Raw genomic sequence first — 13,213 nt, 5'->3', positions numbered from 1 at the left:
TTTTTCCTTTATTTTGCATTTTTTTGCTTCCCCTCAGCAATTGGGTGGCAAGGAGAAGACATGAAGAATTTCGCAACGATTGCCGCACTTATGCTTATTTCAGCAGGCGTATTGTTTGCAGAGATCAATATGCCGACGGTGCATGGTACTGTAGCGCGGCCAGTCTGTTCCGATATGGGGCTGGGCGAAGGATGGAGAATCAGGCAAAAGCAGCAGGCCAAAACCCCGAATGCCTGAAGAGCCTGTCAAGTGGAACTATGTTCCTTCAACACTGTATAACGGGATGGTGCATTCATTGGTACCTTATGCCGTCAAGGGTGCAATCTGGTACCAAGGCGAGTCGAACACCGGTCATTTCCCGGAAGAATACGAACACCGGTTTTCAACGCTGATAGACGCCTGGCGGAAGCAGTGGGACCAGAAGGTGCCTTCCCTGCGGATCGACTGCTCCTGACTGAAGGTGATCTGGTGGTAGAAAAAACGTCCGCTGATGGTGTTGTTGATCCGCTCGCGCAAGGCCGGTAGGTCCTTCCGGAGAAATGAGAATACGCGGATGTACGCCCGGCTCCGGCACCGTGCCAAAGGCATCCGGAACGAAGTGGGGATTATCGACCGTGGACGTGTCGACCGCCGGAGAATCCGGCCACCAGTATTTACCATCAGAATGTCCGCCACCGGCATCTCGCCAGACAGCTCAAACGGGTTGGATGCATCCCCCATCACACCTATGCAGCCCATCGTAATCGAAAACACAAGTATACCGGCCTTTACCTTCTTGGCATCTCTCCTTTCCATATAAGTTCAACATTGTTCATCAACATACAAATAAAGCATCAATCCTAATATTCACTTAAAAGCAATTGGGGGAGTCTGTGAGCGAGGAAGATATCGGATAGTAGCACGACTTCCCGTGGTTTGAATTGAATTACCAGCCCCGTTCCTGAAGTTTCTCCCAGACGGCTTCGGCGACCACGCTCTGTCCGGCATCGTTGAAATGGATGGGGTCGCTGCGCATGGTGTCCGGGACCACATCGCGATCGCGGTAGTACACATCATCCGGATCATCCGGATCGTAGGCCCGCATCAACGCGTGGCGGGCATCGACAAAGTGGTTCGGGTAAGTCTGCCGCAGCCAATAGTTGTAGACGATCTGCGGCGCGAACGAATAGACGTGCTGGTTTCCGGAGCCGTCGATTTGCGCTGACGAACTGGGCAAGGTAAGTACCAGGAAGCGGCTGTTCATGGATTTCAGATGTTCGACCGCTTCGCGGACGTGGTAAAGAATGACCGTGGCATCGCGACTGTTGTTAGCGCCCATGAAGAAGAGTGTGGTGGTCTCATCGTGGTCGGTGTAGGAGCGCAGGGAGAGCGCCGTCTGCCCGCCGGGGTGAGCCCAGTTCAGCACAAAGGGGCCCGTTACGGCGGTAGCCCCCGAGAAGTCCTCGGTCAGGGAGATGGCCGGGAGTGCGGCGACGGAGCCGTTCATCGGTTGCACGCGCACCGTGCGGTTATAATGGGTGGTGAGAGCAGTCCCTCCCGGGGTCAGGGCCAGTTGGAAGCTATCGCCTTCGGCATTGACCACGTAATACGCAATATTGGGATCCCCATCGAAGCCGATGGGAGCGGCTGCGGGCGTGAAGCGGATAACATCGCCATTGACGAAGCTATGCGCAGGATACCCCGAGGGTGAGGTAAACTCATCGGTAGCCGCAGTGATCTCGTAGACGAGATCTTCGGCGGCGAGGGAGAAGCCCCCGCTGTCGGCATCGCGTACGATGTAGGGCCGGTAGCGGTCGAGAGGGGCGGGCAGGTTCTCGTCGGTAAAGTGGACGAGGTCGCCATCGGAGAACGGGTGCCCGGAGGCGATGAAACGGGTAGGATCCAATGCGATGCCCGAAGTGACCGAGGTCTGGAGCGGGTTTGTACTCTCCCCGATCTTCTGACCGAAGTTGAAAAACTCCACCTTGGAGACATTAGCAATGGTTAGGGAATAGCCGGTTGCTTGATTGCTATCCTCCATGATGCGGGGAACACGCGTGCGGTCGGCTACGATGCGTACGGGCGTCCCGGCGACAAGCGTATTGGCATCGAAGGCCGGGAACGGCGAGGTGACATCGAGGCCGATCATCCGGTTACGGATATGGGGCGAGGTTTCGCCGCCGATGCTGTTGTTCTGGATGGTGCGGTTGTAGGGGGCTTCCCCCAGTTTCTCGATCCAGGTGCCTGGGTTGCCGGTGAGGCTGTCGCCCCACGCAGTGAGAGTGGTGGAGGGAGTTATCGGTGCGTGAATCGAAGCCTCCAGTGCAAAAAAGCGTACCTCATCGCCACGGGTATCAAGCGCCGTTCTGGTGCCGTTTGTGTAGGTGGAGGCCAGCGGGCTCTCCGCCCACGATGGCAGCGGGGCATCCAATGTCGCCGACTCAATCAGGGTGAGGGAGGCATCGGCGATGTCAGAATGCTCCGGCCAGGAGACTTGAACGTTATTCGCCGCAGCCTCGATGCCAAAGCCGGCATTGTCGGCTTCCAGAGGATCGGAGCCGAAAAGGTACTCCCAGCCGTTGCTTTTATCGTCCCCATCCGGATTGTCGGAGAATCCACCGACGATCCGGTTCGAATCGTCAAGTCCCCGGAATCGACGAAATTGCTCGAAGGTTCGGTAGGAGGGCGCCGGGCCGGGTCCGTCCATTAGCCAGACCCCGATCCCATTGATGGTCCAGGACTCGGTGGCCCCGCCGTCTTTCTCGGCCTTGATGGTAAAGGTGTACTTGGTCCCCGGTGTCAACCCGGTGATTTGATAGCTGGTTATGTCAGCGGGGATGCCGGATACTGAGCTTCCGTTGTACAGTATCGTGAAAAGCTCTTCGTCTTCATGGTTATCCATCCAGTGGAGCGTCACGGCCGTCCCGGAATCGATGACGACATCCGTGATCAGCGGGCCGGTGATGCCAAAGGTTTCGTCGTCGGTGATCTCGACCGTGGCCGTGGCAGGGGAACCGACCGTGTAACCTGCACCGCCAGCAACCGTGGCGATCACGTCCTCGCTCTTATCGAGCTCATCGACCGGATCGTTGACCGGATCGACGTCGAGATCAACGAACGTTGAACCCGCGGGGATGGTGACGGTATCGGGCAGCGGCTCGTAGTCGTCCCACGAGGTGGCATTCCCGCTGTAGGTGAGGTTGACGGTCAGGTCTGCCGCGATCGAACCGGTGCGGGAGATCCGGAAGGTTCCGGGATAGACCCCGCGCTCGAGGGCGGTGGGATCCTCCGCAGTAATCGTGACGCTGGTCGACGGGATGGATACAGAGACGGTTACACTCACGGTTGCTGAGATCGTACTCTGGCTGTCGTTGTCGGTGGCCACGGCCGTCAGGCTGTAGCTGCCCGCAGGAACCCCGCTCCAACTGACAGAGTAAGGGGAACTGGTGTCCACGCCCAGGCTGTTGAGGCCCTCGAAGAACTCGACCTGGGTAATCGTCCCGTCGGCGTCGGCGACATCGGCGGCGAGCGTGAAGTCCGCCGGAGGGACAACCCAGGCCCCGTCAGCCGGTGACGTCAGGGAGACCGTGGGTTGAATGGGCGGGGTGCTGATACCGATAGCCGCATTCAGCTTCTCTGCGGTGTCCAGCTCGCTAAAGAAATCCGCCCCAAGCACATATTTCAGAGAGATCGTGTCATTCAGGCTGATGTTGCCGTCGGCATCATTGTCGCCCCAGAGAAAGCCCCAGGCAAGCAGCCCGGCATCCCCGAAGGCCGCACCGCTTTCCCGACCGCTGAGTATCCAATTGATTTCCTCCGGCCCAGTGCCGTCATTGACCGTCCATCTGTTGCCGGCCGGCGCAGCCGGGGCGCCGTCCGTTATGTCACCGCTTGACGCCATGGTGGGAGAAGTACTGCTGGTTTGCGTGGCAAGGAACGTTCCGGAACCGGTGAGCCATACATTTCCGCCACTGACATCATTAAACAGATAACCTTGTCCATTCAGAAGGCCTTGATTGCGAAGATCCAGGCGGGCCCGACTGATCCTGTCATCAGCTTCAGTCAGGCTGATATTGAACTGCTCATTGATATCCGTAATGTGGTCAATGGTCCAGGTATAGCTGTTTCCGGTCGGTGTCAGGCCATCAGCTGAAAGCTGCACACTTGATGCCCCGGGTGTGGACCCGGTTCCAACCCAATTTGCAAAATAGATCGATGCCTGAGCAGATGCGACCACAAAGCACCCCGTCAATAGCATGCACTTCGTTATTCCGTTGTATCTCATTTTCACATCCCCGCCCCCGTTCCAGAAGCCTGATCATTTGTTGCACCACAAATAAGTCCGGCCATCAGAGCCGGACTTCATTGCACGCCGGCATCACTCATCATTTCCGACCACTGCTTCTGCGTTTTGACGACTTCCTCTGCCCGAATCACAAACGCCCAGGAGTTAAGCATGGCACGGCTGGCCACACACACGGCACCGTTCCACGCACCCATATTGCAGGCATGGGCGGCAAGTTCATCGAATTTTTCAGGCTTGGTGGAAGCCAGATTATGTCGTTCCCCCGCATCGCGTTCCAGATCGTAGAGTTCGAAAGCGTCGTCTTCAACACGTTTATATCCTTCCACGAGATCCGTGCCAAAAGCACTGAAACAGTGCATCAAACAAGCGTATGCGTCTCTTCGGTCACATCACTGATGGAGGATATGCCGTTTAACTTTGGGCGGTTGACCAGCGAGATGGGGTCCACTCAACCGCTTCGCTCTGGTTCATGTCCGGCAGGGCGTCGAACAGCTCTTTCAGGTATGCGGACGGATTGATGCCAAGTTTCCGGCAGGTTTCAACAAGGCTGTAGATGACTGCGCTGGTCTGCCCGGAGTTCGGGCTGCCGAAAAACAGGAAGTTCTTTTTGCCGATGGCGGTTGGACGGATGGCGTTTTCAACTCCATTGTTATCGATTTCGAGCGTTCCGTGGTCGAGATAAAGATTGAGCTCCGGCCAGCGATCAAGCGCATAGTTGATGGCTTTACCAAAACTGCTTTTCGGAAGCTGCCGGGCTTGTTCGCGGTCAAGGATCTCTTTTATTCTTTCCAGAACCGGAACGGCGTGTTCCTGCCGGTGACTCATCCGGTCAAGCTCAGGATTATCCCGAAGCTGTGTTTCGATGCGGTAGAGCTTTGCGATCAGTTTCACAACCTTGCGGGAATTTGAGTTGCCGGAAACCTCAACGAAGTTCCGGCGGGTATGCGCCCAGCAGGCGGCGTGGATGATTGCAGCATTTTCCGTTTGATGCTCCGGCCGGTTCAGCCAGGACGGATAGGCTGCGTAGCCATCGGTCTGGATGTATCCTTCATAACCGCCGAGCATCGGATCAAGGCATTCGGCGGCGCGGCTCGGAAACCATTCAAACAGTACGCCGGCTGCGGGACTGCGATACGCCCACAGATATCCGTTAGGACAATAGTCCTTTTTCGGATCCTGATATTTTATAAAGGTTTCATCGATCTGCATATATCCGCTTTGCCGTATTTCAGTGCGAAGCGCTTCATAAATCAGCGTCAGCCAGTCGGCGATCAGATACATCCAGTTGCCCATGGTTTTTCGGCTGACTTCTATGTCATGGCGGTATTTTAAAGTCATTTCCTGCCGGTAAAGCGGCATGTGATCACAGTACTTACTGAGAATGATATGGCGGATAAGTCCGGCGGAGGCATAGCTGTTCGGAATCAGCCGTTTCGGAGCCGGAGCGATTACCGGTGCGGCGCTGCGATCGTCCACTTTAATATACTTTTCGCGAATGATAATACGGCGGAAATACTGAGCCGGTGTAACATCAAGTTCTTCGAGTGTTTCCTCTCCGATCTTTTTATACTGTTCCGGCTGAGCTTTTACTTCATCGGGAATGATGACAACGCGCTCGGTCGGGAGATCATCAGGAATACGCTCTTTAAGCGGCTTGCGCTTACCGCGCCGGGACTCTTCTTTCCTGTCAAGGCCTTCGAGTTTTTCCGTAGCTTCGTCGAGCGCATCCTGTACCTCGCGAAGTTCTTCAAACGCCAGTTCCATCTGGTCCGGAGTCATCTTTTCCGAACTGCGCCCGAACATCTTATTCATCAGATACCGGACCTTCTCGTGAAGAAGGCGGATTTCAACCTGCTGATCGGTGTTTTGCGCAAGCAGCTTATCAAAATTTTCCCGGTTGAAATCCATGCCGTATATTATACCAAAACCTGCATAAAAAAGGCGCTCTCAAGAGTAGAAAAACGAAAAAATATCAGCGTTGATACCAGGGTTTAAACGAGCCCTGCTTCAGGTCCACCCCGTCAAGCAGAAGAGCCAGTGCTTCAGGCGCGAGTTGAAGTTTTTCATTCACACCCACCCCCTCCGGCCAGGTGAAGCATCCTTGCTCAAGCCGCTTGATCGCCACCCACATGCCGGTGCCGTCCCAATACAGTGTCTTGATCCGGTTCCGGCGACGGTTGGTAAAGACGAAAAGCGCTCCCGAGCACGGATCCTCTTTTAACCGGTCAAGAACGACTCCGTGTAATCCGTTAAAGCTTTTTCGCAGATCCACCGGCTCCACGGCCAGAAGAACCTTGATAGAATTATTTAATCCAAACATCCGGCCGCCTCCCGCAGAACACGGCCTAACTCATCCGCTGATCCAATGTTCAGCATCACCTTGACACCGTTTGGCAAATCGATCCTCAGCTCATCAGTCACAGGAGGATCCTGCTTAAGCTCTACCTCACAGAAAGAAACCTCATTCTCCTGTCGTTCAGCCCGCAGCCATCTGGCGAGCGTCTTCGGATTAATATTCCACTCCCGGCAGAACGCCGCCTGCGTGGATTCCGATGCGTGGTATTCCTTGATCAACTCCCGGCGTTCTTCATCCGTATACGAAGCCCGCCCCGACCCATTGTTTTCATTCATATCCATACCCGACAAATTATCAGGCTTTACCGGAGCTGCCTACTGGGTGGTTGAAGAGCCGTATACAAACAAGCGAGCAGCAGGGTGATAGGTGGTATGCGTCTTTTCGATCACCTCATTGACAACGGCTATGCCGTTTGAGTGCGAGCGGTGGACCAGCGGGCAGGTGTCCAGTTCGCAGCTTCGGACTGTTGCATGGTCGGCAGGGCGTCGAGTAGGTCTTTGAGATACTCGGCGGGGTTAAGGCCGAGTTTACGGCAGGTTTCCACCAGGCTGTAGATGACGGCACTGGTCTGCCCGGAGTTCGGGCTGCCGAAGAACAGGAAGTTCTTTTTGCCCAGCGCGGTCGGACGAATGGCGTTCTCGACCAGGTTGTTGTCGATTTCGAATGTTCCGTGTTCGAGGTAAAGATTAAGCGCTTCCCAGCGATCAAGCGCATAGGTTATGGCTTTTCCAAAGTTGCTCTTTGGCAACTGGCGCGCCTGTTCTTTATCGAGGATCGTTTTAATTTTATCCAGAACCGGAGCCGCATGTTTCCGGCGGTAGGCCGCGCGTTCAAGTTCAGGATTGTTTCGAAGTTCTGTTTCAGTGCGGTAGAGTTTGGCGATCAGCTTTACGACTTTCCGGGCGTTCGAGTTGTCAGGCACTTCCACGAAGTTCCGACGGGTATGCGCCCAGCAGGCGGCGTGAATGATGGTCTCTTTTTCTTTTTGATGTTCCGGACGGTTCAGCCACGCCGGATAGGCGGCATACCCATCGGTCTGAATATATCCTTCATAATCGGTGAGCATCGGATCCAGGCATTCGGCGGCCCGGCTCGGGAACCATTCAAACAGCACGCCGGCCCCGGGACTGTGATAGGCCCATAGGTATCCATTGGGACAATGGTCCTTTTCCGTGTCCTGGTATTTTATGAATGTTTCATCGATCTGCATGTATCCGCTTTGCCGGATTTCATTGCGGAGCGCTTCATAAATCAGAGTCAGCCAATCGGCGACCAGATACATCCAGTTGCCCATGGTTTTGCGGCTGATTTCAATATCGTGGCGGTATTTCAGCGTCATCTCCTGCCGGTAAAGCGGAAGATGGTCACAGTATTTGTTCAGAATGATGCTCCGGATCAGTCCGGCGGAAGCATAGCTGTTCGGGATCAGCCGCTTCGGGGCAGGAGCAATGAGCGGTGCGACGTTGCGGTCATCTACTTTGATATATTTTTCGCGGACGATGATGCGGCGGAAGTATTGAGTCGGCGTAACGTCGAGTTCCTCAACGGTTTCCTCGCCAATCTTTTTATAGCTCTGCGGATCCGCCTGCACTTCATCCGGAACGATAACGACGCGCTCGGTCGGGAGATCTTCAGGGATACGCTCTTTAAGCGGTTTGCGCTTACCGCGCCGGGATTCCTTTTTTTCGTCGAGCTCTTCGAGTTTTTCTTCGGCTTCGTCGAGAGCATCCTGCATCTCGCGAAGCTCTTCAAACGCCAGTTCCATCTGGTCCGGGGTCAGTTTTTCACTGCTGCGCCCGAATATCTTATTCATCAGATAACGGACCTTCTCATGCAGAAGGCGTATTTCAACCTGCTGATCGGTGTTTTGCGCAAGCAGCTTATCAAAATTTTCCCGGTTGAATTCCATGCCGTATATTATACCAAAACCGACCGGAAAATGGCGGCATCAAGAGCAGGAAAAATGCAAAAAAAATCAGCGCTGATACCACGGCTTAAACGCTCCCTGTTTCAGATCGGCACAATAGAACAGCAGGGCCAGCGCCTCGGACGCGAAAGCAAGCGTCTCTTTCGCGGCAACGCCCTTCGGCCAGCTAAAGCATCCTTTCTCCAGCCGCTTGATGGCCACCCACATACCGGTGCCGTCCCAGTACAGCGTCTTGATCCGGTTCCGACGACGATTCGTAAACACATACAACGCCCCTGAACACGGATCTTCATTCAACCGATCCAGCACAACGCCATGAAGGCCGTTAAAACTTTTTCGCAGGTCCACCGGCTCCACCGCCAGGTACACCCGGATAGAGTTGCTTAATCCAAACATCCGGCCGCCTCCCGCAGAACAGCACCGAGTTCTTTCGGCGATGCAACCGGCACCATCACCTCAATCCGGTTCGGCAGACAGATCCGCACCTCATCCGGCTCGGCGGCATCAGGCCGCAACTCCACCTCGTAAAAAGCAGGTTCCTGCTCCTGTCGTTCAAGGCGCAACCAACGAGCCAGCGTTTTCGGATTAATATTCCATTCCCGGCAGAATGCCGCCTGAGTTAGCCCGGCACCATTGAACTCTTCGATCAACTCCCGGCGTTCCTCCTCTGTATAAGAGGCTCGCCCCATTCCATTGCTTTCATTCGTATCCATGCCCGACAAATTATCAGGCTTCCCCCGAGCTGACTACGGGGAGGAGGAAGAGGCGTATACGATAGGTGTCAGGTTTCTATTTTCTACATCCATTCCGTTGAGTTCCATTTTTGTTTAAAGGTTTCAATGTCATCTTGAGTGCGCAACGTTTCATCATTGTCCCTTCACATGCTCATGATTTAACGGCCTCCGGCCGCGCCCTGCATCCAGTTGCCGAGGGCTACGATTACGTCGCTCTACTGTTCGGGCTTAAGGGTAAGACCCTTGTTGCGGCTGAGGAACTTTATGGCAGCAGGCCTGCTTGGAAGGAGGAGCGGAGTCCAGTTGAATAGAGCGGGAGAACTGGAGGGTGACGGGGCCCTGCAGTCCGGCCTCGGTCAGTTCGTCATCGCTGTTCCAGAGTTTGACAACGGAGAATGTTTTGCCGGACGAGGATTTCGCTGGGTTGACCTTCTTGAGCCAGTCCGGGTAGGTGGTGATGATTCCATTGCTTTGGTACTCCTGCTCGTCTTGGCCGTGAGCGTCGCCAATGAGGCGGTTGGCGAGGGTGTTGGTGACCTTCACCTCGAGCCGATTGGGGCCGGGGGTGACTAAACCGGTGATATTGACCCGGTAGGGTTCCTTCCAGAGGATGGCCACGGGTTTGCCGTTGAGGGCCACCTCGGCGATGCACTCCACCCGCCCGAGGTTCAGCCAGATCTCGAGTCCGTCGTCAAACCGGTTGGCGTCGATATGCACTTCGCGGGAGTAAGTGGCGGAGCCGGAAAAGTATCTGATCTTCCCGTCGGGATGCCGGGTGAACGAGGTGAGGGTGTCAAAGACGAGGTGATCGCCGTCCTTTTTGATATCCGAGTCGCCGCCGGAGGGGGGAAAATACACATTCCAGGGACCGTCGATGCGCTCTTCCTGAGGCACGTTACCAATATCGAGGGTCGTCTCCTTTCCACTCCCGGAGGTCAGGTGGTAAGCCCCGGCCTCCCAGACCCGGGCAAAGGGTTTGCCGTCACGGTATCGGAGTTCCGGGAACGGGTGCCGGTACCGCCACGCCATGACGGGCAGCACCACCGTCTCCTCCATCCCCACCGTCAATTCTCCGGATTCCCCGTTCTGCCGGTAGGCGATCCGGACCTGCCGAGGCACGCCATCATCGGGCACCTCGAAGTGATCGCCCGGTATGAGCCGCAAGCATCCGTCGTGAACAAGACCGCGAATGGATCCCGTGATATCCCGGGCTTGGTGCCGAGGCAATACGGACAGCTCCTCCGGCAGGAGACCATAAAGTGCGCGCAGGATTTCGAGAGATTGGGATGAAGGCGCGATATTCAGCATCTCCTGCTCGCGTGCGAAGGCGTTCTGTATTTTTCCATCCTGCCGATACTCTACCCAGAGTGTCTTCCCATTACCGGGGGCAGGATCGCCCCCCAGTTGATTACCAGACTGAATTGCGAGGCCATTTTTGAGGACCTTCTTGCGGATGATACCGGTGACATCCACAAGGTGCGGATGCTCGATCTTGATTATCCCGAATTGAGCGGATTCAATCTCGAGCTTCGGCAACGGGGCGGCGGGACGTTCCGACAATCCTTCGGTCCTGCGGATGGCCAGGTATTCCTCCCGGGCCGGGTGCGTCCGCTTGCGGAAAACCACGAAATACGCTTCCTCTGACTCGAAATTCAGGTCGAGCCGCGCGCGGCCATCACCGGCTCCTGCGCAGCCGATGCTGAACATCGCACCGGATTCCGGCTTCCAGATTTCGGCTGCGTACCCGGCTCCGGGCCGGAAGGTACACTCCATATTGACCGGTTCGTTCATCTGGTTAGCGAGGAAATAGATCTGCGCGCCGTCGAGTTCCCGGTGCACCCATGCGATCTCGGCCTGCGGGTCGCGGACCTCGAAATCAGGTAGCAGGTCCAGGGCTTTGATGGCCGCGCCGATGTCCTCCCGCGAGATCACCCGTCCCGCGCGGGAGTCACTGGCGCCGATGGCCGGGTCCCTGTCGAACAGCTCGCCCACCAGTGCCGCGTATTTCTCCCGCGCCCCGAGGTCGCTTCTGCTCGGTGAGGCTAGCGGAAGGGGCGCGAAGACCGTCGCCCCCGCGTCGGTCAGTTCCTTGATTTTCTCGAGCGTGTGCAGGGTGAGATGGGCGCTTCCTGAAAAGATCAGGGCCTTGTAGGTCGCACCACTGGGCAGGATGAATTCCCCGTTGTGGTAGCGGAACTGCGGTACCTGGCTGGCGCTGACCATATCGTAGTCATAGCCCAACTCTTTAATGTCGGGGCGCCAGGTCCCGTGGGAGGGCATGCCCTCGTCTGCGACCAAAGCGATGTCGGCCACGGCCCTCCCGGCCTGGAGAACTTGCTGGGCGCGGGTCAGGTAGGTGATCCATTCCCGGGACGGATTCCACCACGGGTTGGTGCGTTCGAAGTGGGTTCCATAAGGCCCAAGGGACTGACCGGGCCGGACATTCATCCACGGCTGGTGGGCGTAGCGGTGGATGACAAAATGGTTCACGCCTTCCGACCAGACCCGGTCGCCGATACGCTTGAGGTTACGGGGATGCCCCTGCCAGCGCCCATGGAACCCGTCGGCGGTGAAGATCTCGCATCCCACCCGCCGGATGCCGTAGGTATGGGCTACTGAGGAGGCAACCTTGTTCCAGTGGATCATTGAGCCGTTGGTCCAGCACTCGCCCATCACCGCGTGGGCGGTGGCGCCGACCCGCAGGCTGTCGAAGGGACCTTCATAGGGCTCAAGGTAAAATTCCAGTCCATGCTCTCCGGCCAGCCGGGCCGCGTGATGGTAGTAATGATCTTCATAGAGATCGGCGATCGTTCTGCGGAAGTCCCACAGGAACGCCTCAGTATCGTAAACAGAATCGACATACCTGCCCGTGAGCACGGGCAGCCATTTGAGGAGGTCGTAGCCGCGCCGGGTCCGGAATTCGTCGGGCATTTTGGCGGTCCAGGTGCTGCTCTTGGCTTCATAACTGTCGAATAGCACGCCGTTCAGGGCCCCGTCCCCCAGCGACTCGACGATCGGCTGGATCGCGTGTCGCCAATGCGCATCCACAGCCTCGCAGCTCATCTTGTCGCATTCCAACCCGATCCCATCCCGGATGCCTGTAGTATTCCTTCTGCCGGTGAGCGTGTAACCGACCCGCAGGACCGTCCAGTTTTCACCCGCAGGCGCGTCCCAACTCAGGACCCCCTGCTCTGAGACCTGGTCCGACAAATCGATGATCGCGGACGACGGAACGATCGCCTCCGCAGAGACGGTTTCCGAGCCGATGGTCAGACCGAATTGCCGCTCGAAGCCCGCCTTCCCCGCAATGTCTGGCACACGTTGCTTCTTCGCCGGTGCGGGAAAGGCCAGGCAGGCAATATCCCGGTAGTAATCCAGCTGTTTCTCCGGCATGGGCAGGGCCTGATTGCAGGACTTCCCGCCGGAAACCTGAACCTCCGAGAACACCAGCTTCTTCATAGCATTGTCCTTGGTAACCCACGGTCCCCCGGAGGTGGCCCATCCAGCGCAATTGTGAATCACGAAGGAGATATCGAGTTCCTTTGCCGTTTTGGTGGCGTGCCGGACCATCGCCATCCACTCCGGCGACTGGTAATGAATCGGACCCTCTGGAACAATGCTGACATTGAACATCATCACGCCGCCGATCCCGACAGCGTGCATCGCTTCGAGGTCTGCCGTGATGCCCTCCTTCGAGATATTTCCGTTCATCCAGAACCAGTACACCCAGGGCCGGGCGTGGCGCTCCGGCTCATTGAACCTTCGCGCCAGCTCATCGAGAGCATGGGAGCCCTTGTAACAGTTATCTACCCCGAGAGGTGAAGGCGCCTGGTCGGCGGCAAGGCTCTGAAAACCCAATAGCAGTCCACATAAAAAGGTAATGTATTTTGCAATCATTGATTTTATCATAT

At 56.4% G+C, this 13,213-nt stretch carries 11 protein-coding genes; 2 read left to right on the top strand and 9 right to left on the bottom strand.

Features of this window, described 5'->3' with window-relative positions:
* Positions 1–60 precede the first annotated feature (60 nt).
* Positions 61–237, top strand: a complete 177-nt coding sequence (locus E9954_RS32730; protein WP_168442542.1) for a hypothetical protein — start codon at positions 61–63, stop codon at positions 235–237.
* Positions 230–454 carry a sialate O-acetylesterase gene (locus E9954_RS23790; RefSeq protein ID WP_136081773.1) on the top strand — a complete coding sequence of 75 codons (225 nt, stop codon included), beginning with the start codon at positions 230–232 and terminating at the stop codon, positions 452–454. The genes E9954_RS32730 and E9954_RS23790 overlap by 8 nt, the downstream gene beginning before the upstream one ends.
* A 471-nt stretch (positions 455–925) precedes the next feature.
* On the opposite strand, the gene E9954_RS23785 is transcribed toward E9954_RS23790, so the two are convergent.
* The 9 genes from E9954_RS23785 to E9954_RS23745 form a co-directional block, all read right to left on the bottom strand.
* Positions 926–4,264, bottom strand: coding sequence for an Ig-like domain-containing protein (locus E9954_RS23785; protein ID WP_136081772.1), 3,339 nt, complete (start codon positions 4,262–4,264; stop codon positions 926–928).
* 77 nt (positions 4,265–4,341) lie between these two features.
* The gene (locus E9954_RS23780) at positions 4,342–4,611 is read right to left on the bottom strand and encodes a hypothetical protein (protein WP_136081771.1); all 270 of its coding nucleotides are present in this window, start codon (positions 4,609–4,611) and stop codon (positions 4,342–4,344) included.
* An 85-nt stretch (positions 4,612–4,696) separates the two neighbouring features.
* Positions 4,697–6,193 carry an IS66 family transposase gene (tnpC, locus tag E9954_RS23775; protein WP_136081770.1) on the bottom strand — a complete coding sequence of 499 codons (1,497 nt, stop codon included), beginning with the start codon at positions 6,191–6,193 and terminating at the stop codon, positions 4,697–4,699.
* Between the two features lie 64 nt (positions 6,194–6,257).
* Positions 6,258–6,605 carry an IS66 family insertion sequence element accessory protein TnpB gene (gene tnpB / locus E9954_RS23770; protein ID WP_136081769.1) on the bottom strand — a complete coding sequence of 116 codons (348 nt, stop codon included), beginning with the start codon at positions 6,603–6,605 and terminating at the stop codon, positions 6,258–6,260.
* Complete coding sequence (gene tnpA / locus E9954_RS23765; protein ID WP_168442540.1) at positions 6,593–6,916, bottom strand: IS66 family insertion sequence element accessory protein TnpA; 324 nt, start codon at positions 6,914–6,916, stop codon at positions 6,593–6,595. Before tnpA (E9954_RS23765) ends, tnpB (E9954_RS23770) begins: the two co-directional genes overlap by 13 nt.
* A gap of 128 nt (positions 6,917–7,044) precedes the next feature.
* Positions 7,045–8,550 (bottom strand): IS66 family transposase, encoded by a 1,506-nt coding sequence (tnpC, locus tag E9954_RS23760; protein ID WP_136077479.1) that lies wholly within the window; start codon positions 8,548–8,550, stop codon positions 7,045–7,047.
* Between the two features lie 66 nt (positions 8,551–8,616).
* On the bottom strand, positions 8,617–8,964 hold the full coding sequence (tnpB, locus tag E9954_RS23755) for an IS66 family insertion sequence element accessory protein TnpB (protein WP_136081767.1): 348 nt from the start codon (positions 8,962–8,964) through the stop codon (positions 8,617–8,619).
* Positions 8,952–9,281 carry an IS66 family insertion sequence element accessory protein TnpA gene (gene tnpA / locus E9954_RS23750; protein ID WP_136077477.1) on the bottom strand — a complete coding sequence of 110 codons (330 nt, stop codon included), beginning with the start codon at positions 9,279–9,281 and terminating at the stop codon, positions 8,952–8,954. Before tnpA (E9954_RS23750) ends, tnpB (E9954_RS23755) begins: the two co-directional genes overlap by 13 nt.
* Before the next feature lie 249 nt (positions 9,282–9,530).
* Positions 9,531–13,199 carry a glycosyl hydrolase gene (locus tag E9954_RS23745; RefSeq protein WP_168442539.1) on the bottom strand — a complete coding sequence of 1,223 codons (3,669 nt, stop codon included), beginning with the start codon at positions 13,197–13,199 and terminating at the stop codon, positions 9,531–9,533.
* Between the last annotated feature and the right edge of the window lie 14 nt (positions 13,200–13,213).

Origin of the sequence: Pontiella desulfatans (genome assembly GCF_900890425.1) — a bacterium.
Lineage (GTDB): Bacteria > Verrucomicrobiota > Kiritimatiellia > Kiritimatiellales > Pontiellaceae > Pontiella > Pontiella desulfatans.
This window is presented reverse-complemented; position numbering and strand designations above follow the sequence as displayed.

What these genes read in the sequence shown, in the direction of transcription:
- E9954_RS32730 (WP_168442542.1), top strand. Translation starts at nt 61, where the DNA reads ATGAAGAATTTCGCAACGATTGCCGCACTTATGCTTATTTCAGCAGGC.
- E9954_RS23790 (WP_136081773.1), top strand. Translation starts at nt 230, where the DNA reads ATGCCTGAAGAGCCTGTCAAGTGGAACTATGTTCCTTCAACACTGTAT.
- E9954_RS23785 (WP_136081772.1), bottom strand. Translation starts at nt 4,264, where the DNA reads ATGAGATACAACGGAATAACGAAGTGCATGCTATTGACGGGGTGCTTT.
- tnpC (WP_136081770.1), bottom strand. Translation starts at nt 6,193, where the DNA reads ATGGATTTCAACCGGGAAAATTTTGATAAGCTGCTTGCGCAAAACACC.
- tnpB (WP_136081769.1), bottom strand. Translation starts at nt 6,605, where the DNA reads ATGTTTGGATTAAATAATTCTATCAAGGTTCTTCTGGCCGTGGAGCCG.
- tnpA (WP_168442540.1), bottom strand. Translation starts at nt 6,916, where the DNA reads ATGAATGAAAACAATGGGTCGGGGCGGGCTTCGTATACGGATGAAGAA.
- tnpC (WP_136077479.1), bottom strand. Translation starts at nt 8,550, where the DNA reads ATGGAATTCAACCGGGAAAATTTTGATAAGCTGCTTGCGCAAAACACC.
- tnpB (WP_136081767.1), bottom strand. Translation starts at nt 8,964, where the DNA reads ATGTTTGGATTAAGCAACTCTATCCGGGTGTACCTGGCGGTGGAGCCG.
- tnpA (WP_136077477.1), bottom strand. Translation starts at nt 9,281, where the DNA reads ATGGATACGAATGAAAGCAATGGAATGGGGCGAGCCTCTTATACAGAG.
- E9954_RS23745 (WP_168442539.1), bottom strand. Translation starts at nt 13,199, where the DNA reads ATGATTGCAAAATACATTACCTTTTTATGTGGACTGCTATTGGGTTTT.